Annotated in this window: 13 protein-coding genes and 1 pseudogene; 5 read left to right on the top strand and 9 right to left on the bottom strand. The window is 66.6% G+C overall.

All coding sequences use genetic code 11. The annotated features are described in order from the left end of the window. Positions 1-47 precede the first annotated feature (47 nt). Positions 48-1073, top strand: a complete 1026-nt coding sequence (locus NTH_RS04085) for an IS110 family transposase (RefSeq protein ID WP_338528339.1) — start codon at positions 48-50, stop codon at positions 1071-1073. A gap of 263 nt (positions 1074-1336) precedes the next feature. Here NTH_RS04085 and NTH_RS04080 read toward each other — a convergent pair. The 5 genes and pseudogenes from NTH_RS04080 to NTH_RS04060 form a co-directional block, all read right to left on the bottom strand. Then, positions 1337-2033, bottom strand: a pseudogene (locus tag NTH_RS04080) (IS630 family transposase); the annotation flags it as partial. Between the two features lie 254 nt (positions 2034-2287). Continuing rightward, the gene (locus NTH_RS04075) at positions 2288-4345 is read right to left on the bottom strand and encodes a glutamine amidotransferase (protein WP_338528813.1); all 2058 of its coding nucleotides are present in this window, start codon (positions 4343-4345) and stop codon (positions 2288-2290) included. A gap of 70 nt (positions 4346-4415) precedes the next feature. Next, complete coding sequence (locus tag NTH_RS04070) at positions 4416-7238, bottom strand: DUF4159 domain-containing protein (protein WP_338528812.1); 2823 nt, start codon at positions 7236-7238, stop codon at positions 4416-4418. Continuing rightward, positions 7235-8164: a DUF58 domain-containing protein gene (locus tag NTH_RS04065; protein WP_338528811.1), complete on the bottom strand. Its 930-nt coding sequence runs from the start codon at positions 8162-8164 to the stop codon at positions 7235-7237. The genes NTH_RS04070 and NTH_RS04065 overlap by 4 nt, the downstream gene beginning before the upstream one ends. Before the next feature lie 40 nt (positions 8165-8204). Continuing rightward, positions 8205-9227, bottom strand: a complete 1023-nt coding sequence (locus tag NTH_RS04060; RefSeq protein WP_338528810.1) for an AAA family ATPase — start codon at positions 9225-9227, stop codon at positions 8205-8207. A gap of 143 nt (positions 9228-9370) precedes the next feature. Here NTH_RS04060 and NTH_RS04055 point away from each other — a divergent pair, with 143 nt between their 5' ends. Genes NTH_RS04055 through NTH_RS04045 form a run of 3 tightly spaced genes read left to right on the top strand, consistent with a single transcriptional unit; the run spans position 9371 to position 11904 of the window. Continuing rightward, positions 9371-10018, top strand: a complete 648-nt coding sequence (locus NTH_RS04055; protein WP_338531800.1) for a DUF1285 domain-containing protein — start codon at positions 9371-9373, stop codon at positions 10016-10018. Further along, positions 10011-10649, top strand: a complete 639-nt coding sequence (locus tag NTH_RS04050) for a CoA pyrophosphatase (protein WP_338528809.1) — start codon at positions 10011-10013, stop codon at positions 10647-10649. Before NTH_RS04055 ends, NTH_RS04050 begins: the two co-directional genes overlap by 8 nt. After that, complete coding sequence (locus NTH_RS04045; protein ID WP_338528808.1) at positions 10642-11904, top strand: CCA tRNA nucleotidyltransferase; 1263 nt, start codon at positions 10642-10644, stop codon at positions 11902-11904. Before NTH_RS04050 ends, NTH_RS04045 begins: the two co-directional genes overlap by 8 nt. A 53-nt stretch (positions 11905-11957) precedes the next feature. Here the strand turns inward: NTH_RS04045 and NTH_RS04040 are convergent, their stop codons facing one another. Continuing rightward, entirely contained in the window at positions 11958-12143 is a 186-nt protein-coding gene (locus NTH_RS04040; RefSeq protein WP_338528807.1) for a DUF1059 domain-containing protein, read from the bottom strand. 104 nt (positions 12144-12247) lie between these two features. Beyond that, complete coding sequence (locus NTH_RS04035) at positions 12248-13138, bottom strand: LysR substrate-binding domain-containing protein (protein ID WP_338528806.1); 891 nt, start codon at positions 13136-13138, stop codon at positions 12248-12250. A 92-nt stretch (positions 13139-13230) separates the two neighbouring features. Between NTH_RS04035 and NTH_RS04030 the strand changes: the two genes are divergently transcribed. Then, positions 13231-13422 carry a hypothetical protein gene (locus tag NTH_RS04030; protein WP_338528805.1) on the top strand — a complete coding sequence of 64 codons (192 nt, stop codon included), beginning with the start codon at positions 13231-13233 and terminating at the stop codon, positions 13420-13422. Positions 13423-13424: 2 nt separating this feature from the next. On the opposite strand, the gene NTH_RS04025 is transcribed toward NTH_RS04030, so the two are convergent. Both NTH_RS04025 and NTH_RS04020 read right to left on the bottom strand, forming a co-directional pair. Next, complete coding sequence (locus NTH_RS04025; RefSeq protein WP_338528804.1) at positions 13425-15323, bottom strand: ABC transporter ATP-binding protein; 1899 nt, start codon at positions 15321-15323, stop codon at positions 13425-13427. Beyond that, the gene (locus NTH_RS04020; protein WP_338528803.1) at positions 15320-17167 is read right to left on the bottom strand and encodes an ABC transporter ATP-binding protein; all 1848 of its coding nucleotides are present in this window, start codon (positions 17165-17167) and stop codon (positions 15320-15322) included. Before NTH_RS04020 ends, NTH_RS04025 begins: the two co-directional genes overlap by 4 nt. Positions 17168-17212 lie beyond the last annotated feature (45 nt).

Raw genomic sequence — 17212 nt, 5'->3', positions numbered from 1 at the left:
GCTGTGCCAAAGTGGTGTCGTTGATCATCACTTGAACGGAGGCGTCCATGTTGGAAGTTAACACAATCGGATTGGACCTGGCGAAGAACGTGTTCCAGGCGCACGGCGCAGATGGGTCGGGAGCTGTGCTGTTCCGGAAGAAGCTTCGCCGCGATCAGGTACTTCGCTTTCTTGTCGATCAGCCGGCCTGCACGGTTGCCATGGAAGCGTGCGCCGGCAGCCATTACTGGGCGCGGGAGATCGCGAAGCTCGGGCACGAAGTCCGGCTGATCGCTCCGGGATACGTCAAGCCATTTGTGAAGCGTCAGAAGAACGATGCGGCTGACGCCGAAGCAATCTGTGAAGCTGCGCAACGGCCGACCATGCGGTTCGTGGCGGTGAAGAGCGAAGAGCAGCAGGCTGCGGCAATGGTGTTCCGCGTCCGCGATCTTGTCGTTCGCCAGCGGACCCAGACGATCAATGCAATACGCGGCCATCTTGCGGAATTTGGACTTGTGGCTGCGCAAGGCCTCTTCCACGTGGCCAAGCTCATCGCGACGATTGAGGATAAGGGTTCCGCCATCCCCGAAGCCGCCCGCCCGATCCTGTCTCTACTCGTTGAGCAGTTGCGGGCGCTGGATACGAGAGTGGCCGAGCTCGACCGAGAGGTCGCTCGGCGCGCCAGAGAGGATGCGGAAGCCAGGCGCTTGATGACCATTCCCGGTATAGGACCGGTCACCGCGACGGCGCTTGCCGCGTTGGCCCCGTCCGCTCAGACCTTCAAGAGAGGCCGGGACTTCGCGGCATGGCTCGGACTAACGCCGCTGCAACGTTCTTCGGGCGGCAAGCAGAAGCTCGGCGAGACGTCTCGAATGGGCGAGCGAACCCTGCGACGGCTGCTGATCATTGGGGCCAGCGCCGCCGTGCGCTGGGCCATGCGGAAGGGATCGACCGGGGATCCGTGGCTTTCGCGGATGCTTGAGCGCAAGCCACCCATGCTGGTCATCGTCGCCTTGGCCAACAAGACGGCGCGCATCGTGTGGGCATTGATGGCCAGAGGCGGAACCTATCGAACGCCGGCCATAGCAGGATAGTCCGCTCTATACCGCTCCTCGAGCGGGCTGCCATGGTGTGAGAAGGTCGAACGGAGAGTATGGCGCAACGGTCAACGAGACGGGATCGGGAAAACCAGATCATGGATACGTGCCTTGAGCACGCGAGATTGAATTGGACCCGCTCCGCGAACTCCCATACGGGCCCGCGGCATGTAGAACGCCGCATCAGAGGCCGGACACATGTCAGCACCTGACCACGCTCCGCGCTCTTCGAAAAGATTCTTCTTGCACCAACGGGGGCGTCCACACATGTCCATGACGACGATGTCGCCCGGTTTGAGCACCGGCACGAGCTGCTGCTCGACATAGGCGCGGAAGCACTGGCCGTTGATCGGTCCGTCGAAGACGCAAGGCGCCGTCAGCCGGTCGTGGCGCAAAGCGCCGAGGAAGGTCAGCGTGCGCCAGTGGCCGTGCGGGGCAAAGCCGCGCAGGCGCTTGCCTCTCGGCCCCCAGCCCCGCAGCGGCGCCATGTTGGTCTTGATCCAGGTCTCGTCGATGAACACCAGCCGTGTCGGATCGAGACCGGACTGCCAAGAACGCCAGCGTTGCCGCCGGCGGGCAATATCGGCACGGGCCTGCTCAAGGGCGAACAGTGTTTTTTTTAAACCGAAGCCCCTCGCGGCGCAGGAAGCGCCACACCGTATCGTGCGACACCTTCACGCCGCGCGCCGCCAGTTCTTCCTTCAGCTTGTGCAGCGGCAGATGCGGCGTCTGGCTGATCCGCTCGGCGATGAAGGCACGGTGCGGCTCCAACACGCGCTTGCGGTGCCCGCCCATCTTGCCCGGCGCCACAGACCCGCTCGCACGGTAGCGCTGAGACCACTTCACCGCCGACGAGACGGCAACGCCGAAACGAGCCGCCACCGACCGGCAGCTCTCGCCGGCCTCGACCGCCCTGACAACACGTTCACGCAAATCATTCGAAAGAGGTCGCGTCATCCGATGCTGGCCTCCACTCCAGCCAGCATCTTGAATCACAAAACGTCCGAAATCGGAATCCCCTCCGATTCAGATACAACCTGAACCGCTCTAGAGCGGCGCGCGTCTTTCAAGACGCCAAAGGACGCTTTGAACCATTGAATCTACGGATCATGCTGCCCGAAAATCTACCCCGGTTTTCGGGCAGATGCTGTAGAGCGCCGGGCGTCCTATAGATGGACCGGGATGAGGTCAGGCCGCTTGGCGCCCCGGCTCTACCGGCCCTCGCGCCACCACATGCCGCCCAGCGCCAGCAGCAGAAGCCCGAGCCCCAGGAACCCCGCGAATAGCGGGACGCGGCGCACGGATTTCAGGACGCTGTCATTGGTGGTCTTGAGGCCGAGCCAGTCGCGGCCGGCGGCGCTGGATATGGAATTGCGCACGGGAACGATGTTGGGCAGCTCTGCCGAAAGGCGGCGCACGCTGCCGCCGCTGGCTTCGGCGACGGGCTCCAGTATCTCGCCGGTCGAAACCGTGTCGGCAAATTCCGGCGCGTTGACCGGCCCGACATGGGCAAGCGCGCTCAGTTCGCCATTGGTCACTTCGTAAAGGCCGATCTCCTGCGCATCCATCGAACCCCTGAACAGGCCGGGGCTTGTCTCGGACAAAGGGATTTCCCTTTGCGCACCGGAGGGCGCGGTAACGGTGGCCGGGCCAGCTTCATCCGCCATCGTCTGGCGGGTTATGTCGAGGGTCATGCCGCGCCCATCGGCGATCAGCCGTTCCTCTTCCAGGTCCGGCTCCTTCATCAGCCAGTGGGCGATGCGGCGGTAGAGCGACACGTAGGGGCCGCCGCCCTCGAAGCCGCGCGCCCACAGCCAGCCCTGATCCGACAGGAACATGCCGACGCGGCCCTCACCCCTGCGGGAAAGAAGGAGAAGCGGCCGGTCGTCCGGGCCCTGCATGACGACCTGTCCGTCCGGCCGGTCGACGCCGACGATCCGGAACCAGCGGCTCCATGCGGGCGGCTCGGTCGCCGCGCCATCGAGGCCGCGCGTCACGGGATGGCGCTTGCCGGTGTCGCTCAGCCGCGGATAATAGCCTTCCTCCACCACATCGCCGCTGGGCAGCGCCGGCAGGGCGGAAATCAGCGGCGTGTGGGCGATCGATTGATTGCCGGCGAATTCCGGTCCCGCGGCGATCAGCACCGCACCGCCATTTTCCACATATTCGGCGATGTAGTCGTAATAGAGGATCGGCAGCACGTCCCGGTGCTGGTAGCGATCGAAGATGATCAGGTCGAAATCCTCGATCTTTTCCACGAACAGTTCGCGCGTGGGAAAGGCGATCAGCGACAATTCGTTGATCGGCGTGCCGTCCTGCTTTTCCGGCGGGCGCAGGATGGTGAAATGGACGAGGTCCACCGAGGCGTCCGACTTCAGCAGATTGCGCCAGGTGCGTTCGCCCGAATGCGGCTCGCCGGAGACGAGCAGCACGCGCAGGTTTTCGCGGATGCCGTCGACAAGCGCGATCGCCTTGTTGTTGGTCTCGGTCAGCTCGTCGTCCTGCGGCTCTATGGAAAGCTGGACGATGTTCCTGCCGGCATTGGGGATCGTCACCTCGAGCGGCATTTCGCGGCCGATGACGGCCTGCTCGATCAGCGCTAGTTCGCCATTGACGAAGACCTCGACCTCCACCGTGCCGCCTTCCCCGTCGGAAGCGAGCACGCGGTAGGTCATCTCCAGCGGCTGGTCGACAATGCCGAAGCGCGGAGCGCGCTCGAAGCGGATGCGGCGGTCCTTCTCGCCCTCCTCGCCGGTGATCAGCGCGTGAAGCGGCCCGGAAAGGCCCGTGGCATTCTGCGGCACGTCGTGCACCTGGCCGTCGGTGATCATGATGGAGCCGGCCACGCGCGAGGGCGGCACGTCGCGCAGCGCGCTTTCCAGCGCTCCGAAAAGCCGGGTATCGATGCGTTCTTCGGCCGCCTCGCCGCGGCCGGCTTCGACCATCCGCACCTCGAACCGGTTCAGCCGTTCGAGCCTGTTGCGGATCTCCTCGGCGGCCTGGCGCGCCGATTCCGCCCGATCGCCGATATCCTGGCTCTGGCTCTCGTCGACGATCAGGGCGACCACGCTCTTCAGCGGCTCGCGCTCCTCGTCCAGCAGCACCGGGTTGACCAGCGCCAGGGCGAGCGCCGCCAGCGCCGCGGTGCGGAAGAGCGCGCCGCGCTGACGCAGGAAAAGCCCGGCCAGAACCAGGACCGAAAGCGGCACCAGCATGGCCGCCAGAACGGCCCAGGAAAAGAGCGGCTCGAAGCTGACCGTCCAGTTCATGGCGCGAACCTCGAAAGCGGGCGCCCTGTCGGCTCGGCCTGGTGGTTTTGCGCGGACTTGTTGACCATGGCTATTGCCCCAGCCGTTCGAGCAGCACGGGCACGTGCACCTGGTCGGATTTGTAGTTGCCCGTCAGCATGTACATCATGATGTTCACCCCGGCGCGCAGGGCATAGACACGCTGCATGGGATCGGAAGGCACCGTCGGCAATAGCGGCTGGCCCTGCTCGTCGATGGCCCAGGCGCCGGCCAGGTCGTTGCCGGTGATCATGATGGGGCTCACGCCGTCGCCGGTGCGCACCGGCCGGTCCGTGCGGGTGGGGGCGTTGAGCGAAGCCTCGACCCATAGCTGGCTGCCCCGGTAGCGGCCCGGAAACTCGGCCAGAATGTAGAAGGCCTTGGTCAGCACATGGTCGTCGGGCACCGGCTCGAGCGGCGGAATGTTGAGGCCCGACAGGATGTCGCGCAGGCGCTGCGTCTCCGGGCTGACGGTGCCGGTCGAGCCGAAGCCGGAGGAATACTGGTCGCGCGTATCGAAAAGCACGGTTCCGCCTTCCTGCATATAGGCGTCGATGCGGGCGATGGCGTCCTCCGACGGCATCGGCGCATCGGCGGAGATCGGCCAGTAGATCAGCGGGTAGAACGACAATTCGTCGGTGGCGGGGTCGACGGCGGCCGGTTCGCCCGGCTCCAGCGCCGTCTTGTCCGCCAGAAAGCGCGACAGGCCGGCGATGCCCGCGCGACTCACGGCATCGACGGCCGAAACGCCGGTCACCACATAGGCGATGCGCGTGGCCGATATGGCGGCGATCGCATCCGCATCGCCCGGCCGCGGGTCGTCGGCGCGCGCGGCATCGGGTGCGGCGACCAGGGCAAGGCCCATGGCACATGCTGCGATGGCGGCCGTCGCGGCCCCTGGCCGGCGGCGCCGGCCGGACAACATGCCGCCGAGCCACAGCACGGCGAGCGTGTCGAGCGCGAGCAGCGCAAGGGCGGTCGCCATCAGCGGTCCCTTGAGCGGCCGTGACGTGTCGAAGGCGTAGCGCAGCGTTTGCGTGGCCACCGGCGCCTGCGGGTGGGCAAGACCCTGCAGCGCGGCATCGGCCGGCAGCAGATTGTGCGCGATCACGCCTTCTTCCGAACCGTATAGCCCCGGCGGATTCTCGAGGCTGACGCGGGGCGTCTGCCCGGTCGCCAGCGGCTCGGCCTCCGGTCCGGGCGGCACGAGCGCGCCGCTGGCCGAAATCATACGATAAGGCGCCAGCCGCCCCGCGCCATCCTCGCTTTCCAGAGTCAGGCTGCCCTGGTTGCGCGACAGCTGCACGATGCGCCGGAGCATTTCGACGAAGCTTCCTGAAATCGGCAGGCTCGACCACGTGGCCTCGGGCGTGACGTGGAAAAGGATCACACGGCCGTCGCCGCGCGGAGCGCCGGTCACCAGCGGCGTGCCGTCCGCCAGGCTGGCCCATGTGCGCTCGACGATGTCGGGGGAGGGCTCGGCCAGCAACTGGCGGTTCACCGTCACGTCGCGGGGCGGTGTCAGATCGGAGAACGGCCCGCCGGCCGGGAATTCGGTCACCGGCTGCGGCTCCTCCCAGGAAAGGGCGCCGCCCAGCGAGCGCTCGCCGAGGCGCAGCCGCACGGGCAGCAGCGTTTCGTCATTGCCGGCGGCCGCCACGCGCGGGCCGGCGAACCGGATCAGCGTGCCGCCGGCTTCCATCCATTCGATCAGGCTCTGGCGGGCCGAGTCCGGCAAGGTGCCCACATCGGCCATGACGATGGCCGCCGGCCGCTGCTCCAGAAGCTCGGGTATGGCTTCGTTCAGCGCGGGGCTGGACGGTTCGATGAGGTCTGCGAAGGGGGAGAGCGCCCTGCGGATGTAGTAGAGCGGCGAGAGCAGGGGCTGCGCCTGATCGCCCTCGTCCTGCGACAGGAGCCCGATGCGGCGGCGGCGGGCGTTCTCGTCCATCACCCGCAGCGCGCCGGCATGGTTCTCGCCTTCCAGCGCGACGGTGGCGAAGTCGTTGCGCAGTTCGAACGGCACGCGCATCTCGCCTTCCGCCTCGGCCGCGCCGGGGCCGAAGGCGATCGTGGTTTCCGCGATGCGCCGCCCCTTCTCGTCCGAGGCGTATGCGATAAGTTGCGTCGGCGCCGTCGCATCGGGACCGCGCACGGCGCGGACGACGAAGCGTTCGGGCTCGTTGGCGGTGTCGGTGAGGGCAATAGTGGAGGAGCCCTGCGGGGCAATCCACAGAACGTGCGAAAGCTGCGCGGCAAAAAGGGTCTCGAACGCCGCCTCGTCCTCATCGCCCGCCAGCCCGTCGGCCAGCACGGCCAGGGTCGCGCCGGGCAGGTCCTGCAGCGCGTCGGCCACCCGCGCATAGACCGAGAGCCGGTCGGTCGGGACCGGCCTCGGCTCGGCCGCGTTCAGCCGCTCCAGCGCCGTGTCCGCATTGAACGGGCCGATGTCCTGCGCGGCCTTTTCGGCCGTCAGCGCAAGCACCACCGGCACATCGCTTTCCTGCGCATCGGCGATCAGCCTTTCGGCCGTCGCCACCCGCCGTTCCCAATCGGGCGCGGCGGCCCAGCCATTGTCCATCACGACGGCCAGCGCCCGGCCTTCGACGGCGATCTTTTCGCGCGGATTGAACACCGGATCGGCCAGCGCCAGGATGACGAGCGCCGCCAGCAGCAGGCGCAGCAGGGTCAGCCACCACGGGCTCTTGTGGGGCGTTTCCTCCTTGCGCAGCACCCGCGCCAATATCCTCAGCGGCGGAAATGTCTCCGTCTGCGGTCTGGGCGGCGTCAGGCGCAGCAGCCACCAGATGACGGGCAGGGCCAGCAGGCCCCACAGGACCATCGGCGCACCAAAGGAAAGGGGCAGGAAATTCATCGCCCGACGCCCGCCTGTGCGCCCGTCCCAACGCCTGTCTCGGCGGTCATGGCAAGGTGAACCGCGATCAGCGCTTCCGATGCCAGCCGGTCGGTGTGGTTCACCGTATAGCTCCAGCCGAGTTTCTTGCACCAGCGCGAAAGCGTCTCTCGGCGGGCGAGGTAGAGCTGACGGTAGTCGTCGGCCAGCGTCTCGGCGCGCCCTGCGGTCAGCTTTTCGCCGGTCTCGGGATCGCGGAATTCGGTGCGGCCCGAATAGGGGAAATTTTCTTCCGCCGGGTCGGCTATCTCGATCAGATGCGCGCGTGCTCCGGTGCGGGCCAGCGCATCGAGCCAGCGCATGGTCTCGTCGGGCGTATCGAGGAAATCGCCGGCCAGCACGACATCCGAGAAGCGGCGCACGGGCGTCAGGTCAGGCTTGTCCGCCTGCTCGGGCGCATGGGCAAGGTGCTGGGCCAGGCGCTCGGCGCCGTTGCGCGCGGAGAACGGGTCGGTGAGGCCCGGCCAGGCGATGCGCTCGCCGCTGCGCGACAGGAGCTCGGCCAGGGCGAAGATCAGCACGAGCGCGCGCGATTCCTTGGAGACGTCCGCATGGGCGGATTTATAGAGCATCGACGCCGACTTGTCGGCCCAAAGCCAGACGGTGTGGGCTGCTTCCCATTCCCGGTCGCGCACATAAAGATGCTCGTCGCGGGCCGAGCGCCGCCAGTCGATGCGGGCGACGGCTTCGCCATCGACATAGGGGCGGAACTGCCAGAAATTCTCGCCGATGCCGCGCTGGCGCCGGCCGTGCCAGCCGGCGATCACATTGTTGGCGACCCGGCGGGCCTCCACCAGCAGGTCCGGCACGAGCGCGGCCCGCGCCCTTGCACGCGCCACCACATCCGGGGTGGCTGCAGGGGAGGTGGCTTCGCCCAGTCTTGCCATCACCGTCTCCGGGCTTCGAGACGACCCCGCGCACCGGCCATCAGCCGAGCGCCTTGACCAGCCGCGCAATCACGTCGCGCACGCTCATGCCCTCGGCACGGGCGGCGAAGGTGAGCGCCATGCGGTGCTGGAGCACGGGTTCGGCGAGTGCGCGCACATCGTCGACGGAAGGCGCCAGCCGCCCGTCGTAGAGCGCGCGGGCGCGGGCGCACAGGGTCAGCGCCTGGCTTGCGCGCGGCCCGGGGCCCCAGGCGACATGGCGGTCGGTTTCGGGGTGGCCGAGGCCGGGACGAGCGAGGCGCACGAGGGCCAGGATCGCCTCCACCACGCTCTCGGGCACCGGCATCCGGCGGATCAGTAGCTGTATTTCCTTGAGTCGCTCCGGCGTCAGCGCGTTTTCCGGCCTTGCCTCGTTGATGCCTGTGGTTTCCAGAAGGATACGCCGCTCCGCGTCGATCTCGGGATAAAGGATGTCCACCTGCATCAGGAACCGGTCCAGCTGGGCTTCGGGCAGGGGGTATGTCCCTTCCTGCTCCAGCGGGTTCTGGGTGGCCAGCACGTGGAAGGGGGTCGGCAGATCGTGGCGGTGGCCGGCCACCGTCACGTGATATTCCTGCATCGATTGAAGAAGGGCGGACTGGGTGCGCGGGCTCGCGCGGTTGATCTCGTCGGCCATCAGAAGCTGCGCGAAGACCGGGCCGGGCAGGAAACGGAAGCCGCGCTTTCCCTCGCTGTCCTGCTCCATCACCTCGGAGCCGAGAATGTCCGACGGCATCAGGTCGGGCGTGAACTGGATGCGGCGGGCGTCGAGCCCCAGCACCACGCCCAGCGTTTCCACCAGCTTGGTCTTGGCCAGCCCCGGCACGCCCACCAGCAGCGCATGGCCGCCGGCCAGGATCGCCACCATTGTGCGCTCCACCACCGCCTCCTGGCCGAAGATGACGCGCCCCACGCCGTCGCGCACCTTCGCGATGTCGCCGAGGGCGGCCTCGGCTTCGGCGATCAGCTTTTTCTCGTCGAGGTTGCCGGCGTCGGTGACTTGATCCCGGGCTATGATGCTCATGCGCTGTCGTCCTCGTTTGTGCCAATCCGCTGGCCCGCGACGCCTGGCAACCTGCAACGCGAAAAAACGCGGCGGCGCTCTACTGGAAGCTTAATTCACTTCGCAAGGCTGACAAGCCGAACGAGAGTGACTATTTCGTGACCATGCACAGGCAAAGCGACAAGAATGTGAGCAAGGAACGGGGACTTTCACAGGCGCGGGACGCCGGTGGGCTGGAGGCGCTGATCTCACGGGCCGCGCGTTCGGACCGGGGGGCGCCACCCGTGGAGCGCTGGGACCCGCCCTTTTGCGGCGACCTCGACATGGAGATCAAAAGCGACGGCACCTGGTTCTATCTGGGCACGCCGATCGGCCGCATGCCGCTCGTGCAGCTCTTCTCCTCGGTCCTGCGCAAGGACGAGGACGGCAAGACCTATCTCGTAACACCGGTGGAAAAAGTGGGCATCCGCGTCGAGGACGCGCCCTTCGTCGCCGTCGAGATGGCGGTTTCCGGCGCCGGCGCGAATCAGGCCCTCACATTCCGCACCAATGTGGGCGACGTGGTGGAGGCGGGGCCCGAACATCGGCTGCGCTTCGTCGAGGAAGAGGCGACGGGCGGCGTGAAGCCCTATCTGGCCGTTCGCGGAAGGCTGGAGGCGCTGGTGGCCCGGCCGGTGATGTACGAAATGATCGATCTCGGCGAGGAGATCGACGTCGACGGCGTCGCCATGTTCGCCGTGCGCTCGCGAAATGCCGTCTTTCCCATCATGCCGGTTTCCCGGCTCAACAGGCTGGCCGGCCAGGATGGCTGATACGCTCGTCTATCCCCCGTTTTCGGCGCAGGAGTTCCGCCGGCGCGCCGCCGCGCAGGACCCGGACATGGACGGCGACTATGGCGACCACCGCCTCAACCCCGATCTGAGGCACATGATCCTGCGCGATGGGCTGCATGATGCGGCGGTGCTCGTCCCGGTGGTCGATCACGGCGACGAGGCAACGTTGATCCTGACCCAGCGCGCCGAGAAGCTGCGCGCCCATTCGGGGCAGATCGCGCTGCCGGGCGGGCGGATAGACCCCACCGATGTCTCGCCCGAGCACGCGGCTTTGCGCGAGGCGGAAGAGGAGATCGGGCTTGAGCCGGAGCGCATCGACGTGGTGGGCCGCCTGCCGGACTATGTCACGGGAAGCGGCTACCGCATCCGGCCGGTGCTGTCCGTCGTGCGGCCCGGTTTCGCGTTGAAGCTCAACATCGACGAGGTGGATGCGGCCTTCGAGGTGCCCTTGTCCTTCCTGATGGACCCCGGCAATCACCGCCGGGAAAGCCGTCTTTGGCAAAGCCGCGAACGCTTCTATTATACAATGCCTTTTGGCGACCGCTTCATCTGGGGCGTTACCGCCGGCATCCTGCGCATCCTTTATGAAAGGCTCTATGCCGATGAGTGAGGAAACCATTGCCGGACGCGCGCCCTGGCTCGCCGAGCCGGGGCTGCAGGCGCTGCTTGCGGCGCTCGCGCGGGGCGGCGAGGAGGCGCGGGTCGCCGGCGGCGCGGTGCGCAACGCGCTGATGGGGCAGGGCGTCACCGACATCGATATCGCCACCACGACGGTGCCGGACGAAACGATCGCGCGGGCCAGGGCCGCCGGCTTCAAGGCCATCCCCACGGGCTATGAGCACGGCACGGTCACGGTCGTGGCCAGCGGCAAGCCCTACGAGGTCACCACGCTGCGCGACGATGTGGAAACCTTCGGACGGCACGCGCGGGTCGTGTTCGGCACCGATTGGAAGCGCGATGCGGAGCGGCGCGACTTCACCATCAACGCGCTCTATGCCGAGGCTGACGGGCGCGTGGTCGATCTCGTCGGCGGGCTGGACGACATCGCCGCCCGGAGGCTCCGCTTCATCGGCGAGGCCGAGCAGCGCATCCGCGAGGACTATCTGCGCATCCTCCGCTTCTTCCGCTTCTTCGCCTGGTATGGCGACGGCAGACCGGATGCTGAAGGGCTGAAGGCCGCGACACGGCTGAAGGCGGGGCTGGCCGGACTTTCGGCGGAGCGGGTGTGGAGCGAGTTGAAGAAGCTCCTGTCCGCGCCCGACCCGTCCCGCGCCCTTTTGTGGATGCGGCAGACGGGCGTGTTGACGGCCGTTCTTCCCGAAAGCGAGAAATGGGGCATCGACGGCATTCATCCGCTGGCCGAGACGGAAAAGGCGCTGGGCTGGCCGGCCGACCCCATGCTCCGGCTGATGGCGATGGTTCCGCCCGATGCCGCGCGGCTGGAGGCGATGGCTTCCAGGCTGCGCATGTCCAAGGCCGAGACGGCGGCGCTCGTCGCCTGGGCGCGCTCGCCCGCGCCCGATCCGCAGATGAAGCATGGCGACTTCGAGAAGCTGCTCTATCGCTCGGGCACGCAGGGCCTTGATGCACGCTTGCGGCTGGCGCTGGCCGGCGCGCGCGCCAGAGCGGGCGAAGATGCCGAGGCGCTGCTGGCCGCTGCCGGCTGGCGGCGCCTTCTCGATATCCTGCAGGGCTGGAAAAGGCCGGCCTTTCCGGTTGGCGGCGCAGACCTGATTGCGCACGGCATCAAGCCGGGCAAGGAGATGGGCGAGAAGCTTTCGGCGCTGGAGCGCCGCTGGATCGAGAGCGGGTTCCGGCTTTCGCGCGAGGAACTGCTCGATGAAGCTCAACGCCCTGATGACTGACCGACAGCTGGCGCGGAACGGTCATTCATCAGGATCGTCGGCGTGATGCCATGTCAGGCTGCGTTTCTCGTCTGGTCGATGCGCGAGCGAATGGCTTCGATCATGCTTTCACGGATGATGGTCTCGCCATGCGCCTCGCGCATGTGCTCGACGGCCCGGCGGATGACCTCGGCCTCTTCCTCATGGCGGGTATGCCAATCGCAACCGGGGACAAGCGTTCCGCAGTGAAATTCCTTCATGGTCGGATCCTCCTCTTTGGTGGTTGCCCGTCGGCCCCATGCTACATCATAACATCTAATTTGGTCCCGCGTCGGCACGAGGCAAGGCAAGCGAGCAGGATTCTTTACTCCAAGTCGATCCGTGAGATCTCGTCCCGCAGCCAATCCTTGAAATCCTTCACCTTCTTGCGCTCGACCCGCTCCTTGGAGGTGACGAGCCAATAGGCCAGGCCGGTCGGCTGCCGCTCCTTGAACGGGCGCACCAGGAGCCCGGCCGCCAGCGCATCGTGGGCCAGCGTCTGCCAGGCCAGCAAGATCCCCTGTCCGGCGATCGCCGCGTCCAGAGCCAGTGCGGCATCGGTGAAGGTGTAGCCGGCCCCCAGCGCGTCCTCCGTCAGGCCGTGCGGCTCCAGCCAGACGTTCCAGCTTATGTTGCTGTTGGCATCGCGGACGATCGGCACATGCCGAAGGTCTGCGGGCGTCGTCAGGCGCTGTGCCAGTGCCGGCGTGCAGACGGGAAAGACCTCCTGCGGCAGCAGATGCTCGGCCTTCACACCCGGCCAGCCTCCCTCGCCGACGCGGATGGCCATGTCGATGTCGGAAGCGTCCGGGTCGACCAGCGCCACCGACGCGTCGACGCGCACGCGCATGCGGGGATGGAGCCGGGAATAGCCGGCAAGGCGCGGCACCAGCCATTTGGCGGCGAAGACGGGGGCGACAGAGATTGTCAGAACGTCGTCGCTCGCGCGTTGCGCCAGCGCCACCGCTTCGTCGAGGCGCGCAAAACCCTCGCGGAGCCGCCCTTCGATCTCCCGCCCGAAGGCCGTCGGAGCGAGGCCGCGCGCGCTGCGGTCGAAAACCTTGCGGCCCATCTGCTTCTCGCAGCGGATGACGTGCTGACTCACCGCGCCGACCGTGACGCCCAGCTCTTCCGCTGCGGCAGCCAGCGAGCCAAGCCGCAGCACCGATTCAGTCGCTTTCAGCGCGTTCAGCGGGATGCGGTTCAGGTGCCTCATGAAGTTTTTCTATAACGTCCTGCACGTAAACTCCATTGATAACCGCACTCCCTATGGCAAATCTTGACCAGATGGTTGCCGGAGATGGAGAAATGCTCAAGTTTCTTTGGAGCCTTGCCCGGAGCAGATCGGTTGGCCGGCCGCAGCCGCAGGACGACGAGGAGATCTGGCGGCGCGATCCGCTGGCGCATCCCGCGCTGCAGGCGATGAGCGAGCGCGAGCTTGCGGATCTGCCGCTTGCCGCAGGTTTCAATCGCGTCGCGGATCGGTCGCAGCCGCGCTGAATTCACTCCGCCGCCAGACGCTCGCCGAGGAAGCCGCCGGACTGGCGTTTCCAGAGCTGGGCGTACAGCCCGCCCTTTTTCACCAGCGCTTCGTGGGTGCCTTCCTCCACGATGCGTCCCTCGTCGAGCACGATCACCCGGTCGAGCGCGGCGATGGTCGACAGGCGGTGCGCCACGGCGATCACGGTCTTGCCTTCCATGAGGTTCTGCAAATTCTCCTGGATCACCGCCTCGATCTCGGAGTCCAGCGCCGATGTGGCCTCGTCCAGCAGGAGCACCGGCGCGTTCTTCAGCATCATGCGGGCGATGGCGATGCGCTGTCGCTGGCCGCCCGAGAGCTTGACGCCGCGCTCGCCGACATGGGCGTCGTAGCCGGTGCGGCCCTTGGGATCGCTGACGCCGAGGATGAAGTCATGGGCGGAGGCGCGCTTGGCGGCCGCTATGATCTCCGCTTCGCTGGCGCCGGGCTTGCCATAGGCGATGTTCTCGCGGATCGAGCGGTGCATCAGCATCGGTTCCTGGCTGACGACGCCGAATTGCGCGCGCAGCGAGGCCTGGGTGACGCTGCGGATGTCCTGGCCGTCGACCAGGATGCGCCCTTCTTCGACGTCGAACAGCCGCAGCAGCAGGTTGACGATGGTCGTCTTGCCGGCGCCCGAAGGGCCGACCAGCGCAACGCGCTCGCCGGGACGGATATGCAGGTTCAGCCCCTCGATCACGCCCGGATGCTCCTTGTCGCTGTCCTTGCCGTAGCTGAAGGAGACGTTCTCGAAACGGATGTCGCCGGTGACGGTCGCCATCGTCGCGGCATCGGCCGCGTCGCGGATGGCGGGCTTCCTGGAGATGACGCCGGTGGCGTCCTGCACGGTGGCGAAGGAGCGGATCAGGCCGTTGATGTTGAACATCATGTAGCCGGACATCTGGTTGAGCCGGTAGACGAGTCCCATGGCGGCGGCGATCTCGCCGGTGGTGGCGGCGCCGTCCATCCATCTCGTCACGGCGAGAGCGCCGATGGCGAACATCATGACGCCGTTGAGAACGGCGACGGCGGCGCGCACGCGGGTGATGGCGCGGGTGAGGGTGCGCACGGCCGCCAGGAAGCGCGCCATGCCCTCACGCACATAGCCATGCTCGCGCTTGCCGCTGTCGAACAGCTTCACCGCCATGATGTTGGTGAAGGCGTCCACCATGCGGCCATTGAGGATCGAGCGCTCGTCGGCGGTGCGGCGGCCGGCTTCGCGCAGCGGCGGCAGGAGACGGCGCGCCGTGGCCAGGAAGGCGGCGAACCACACGGCCAGCACCACGCCCATCATCGGGTCGAGCACGGTCAGGATGGTGCCGGCCAGCACCAGGAAGGTCAGGAAGCTCCACATGGTCTGGAGCGAGGACACGATGAAATCGCCGGTCGCTTCGCCACCCTGCATGATCTTGGTGGCGATGCGGCCGGCAAAATCGTTCTGGTAGAATTCGTAGGTCTGGTCCATCACCCGGCGGAAGGACTGCCAGCGCACACGCTGGTAGAAGGACGGCGCGATGACCTGTTCTTCCAGCACCGTATTGACGATCATGATCGCCGCGCGGCCGAAAAGCACCAGAAAGGCGAACCCGGCCAGCATCGGCCAATGGTCCTGGAGCAGCGTCGCGGGCGTCGAATTGTCGAGCGCGTCGATCAGCCAGCCGAGCGCCCAATAGAGTGCGGCATCGACAAATCCCATCAGGCCGCCCGCCAGCAGCAGCAGGATGAACGGCCATTTCGCCTGACTGGCGAAGAACCAGATGAAGTCGCGGGCGGAAGAAGGCAGCACTTCCCGGTCGGTATCGCCGAAGGGGTCGATCACCCCCTCGGCGCGCCGCCACGCGCGTTCGCTCAGGCCCTGCGGCGTGTCGTCCCGCGTGCTCATTCGGCAGCCTCCGCCTGCTCGACATGCAGGAACCCGCCCGATTGCCGCTGCCACAGGCCGGCATAGATGCCTCCGGCGGCAATCAGCGTTTCATGGCTGCCTTCTTCCACGATGCTGCCCTTGTCCATCACGATAAGCCGGTCCATGGCCGCGATGGTCGAGAGGCGGTGGGCGATGGCGATCACGGTCTTTCCTTCCATGAGCCGGTACAGGTTCTGCTGGATGGCGGCTTCGGCTTCCGAATCGAGCGCCGATGTCGCCTCGTCCAGGATGAGAATGGGCGCGTCCTTCAGCATCACGCGGGCAATCGCGATGCGCTGGCGCTGCCCGCCCGAAAGCTTGACGCCGCGCTCGCCCACATGGGCATCGAACCCTTTGCGCCCCTTAATGTCGGTAAGCCCCTCGATGAATTCCAGTGCCTCGGCGCGGCGGGCGGCCTCGATCACCTGTTCTTCGGTGGCGTCGGGCCTGCCATAGACGATGTTGTCGCGCAGCGAGCGGTGCAGGAGCGAGGTGTCCTGCGTCACCACACCGATCTGCTCGCGCAGGCTCTCCTGCCGGACGTCGGCGATGTCGGTGCCGTCGATCAGGATGCGGCCGTCCTGCAGGTCGTGAAACCGCAGGAGAAGGTTCACGAGCGTCGACTTGCCGGCGCCCGAGCGGCCGACGAGGCCGACCTTCTCGCCGGGCCGGATGGCGAGCGACAGATTGTCGATGACGCCGCCGGCCTTGCCGTAGTGGAAGCCGATCCGGTCGAAGACGATCTCGCCCCGGGGCACCTGCAGTTCCCCGGCGCCGGGCTTGTCGTCGACCACGCGGGGAAGCGAGATGGAGGCTATGCCGTCCTGCACCGTGCCGACATTTTCGAACAGCGCTGTCAGTTCCCACATGATCCACTGCGACATGCCCCACAGCCTCAGCACGAGGCCGAGCACCACCGCGACGGAGCCCACGGTAACGGCTTCGGCAAGCCATAGCTGGATCGACAGCGCGCCGACCGCCACCAGGCACAACGCATTGAGCAGGTAGAGCATGCCGTAGAGGCCGGTGATCAGCCGGAACTGCCGATAGACGGTGCCGAGGAACCCGTTCATGCCCTCGCGCGCGAAACTCGCCTCGCGGCGGGCATGGGAGAACAGCTTGACCGTCTGGATGTTGGTGTAGCTGTCGACGATGCGGCCCGTCATGATCGAGCGTGCGTCGGCCTGTTTCTCCGCCACTTTTCCAAGCAGCGGAATATAGTGCCGCATCAACAGGACGTAGCCCGCGAGCCAGACCAGCAGGGGAGCGGCCAGCTTCCAATCGGCCGAGGCGGCAAGGAACAGCATGCCGGCGAAATAGACCGTCACGTAGTTCATCACGTCGACCAGCTTGATCACGCATTCGCGCACGGCGAGCGCGGTCTGCATGAGCTTGGTGGCGATGCGTCCGGCGAATTCTTCCTGGTAGAAGCTCATCGACTGCTTGAGCAGGTAGCGATGCACCTGCCAGCGGATGCGCATGGGATAGTTGCCCATCAGCACCTGGTGCGTGATGAGGCCGTAGAGATAGACGGTGGCCGGCAGGACAACCGCGACGATCACTGCCATGCCCGCAAGTTTCAGGCCCTCTTCCTCCAGAAAGGTCGCCCGGTCCCTGGCCGCCAGCCAGTCGACGATGTTGCCCAGGAAGGAGAACATCCAAACTTCGGCAAGGGCGATGATCATCATCAGCACCGCCGACAATCCGATGAACGGCCATGCACCCTTGGTGAAGTGCAGGCAGAAGGCGAGGAATGTGCGCGGCGGCTCCTCCGGCTCGTCACCGGGGAAGGGGTTCAGTCGTCGTTCAAACCATTCAAACATCAATTCGTCCTCGAAGCGGCGCCGGCACGCGTGCCGGCGCCTTTT

The organism is Nitratireductor thuwali (genome assembly GCF_036621415.1).
Classification (GTDB): domain Bacteria; phylum Pseudomonadota; class Alphaproteobacteria; order Rhizobiales; family Rhizobiaceae; genus Chelativorans; species Chelativorans thuwali.
Note: the sequence above shows the minus strand (reverse complement) of the source record. Positions and strands in the feature narration are given on the sequence as shown.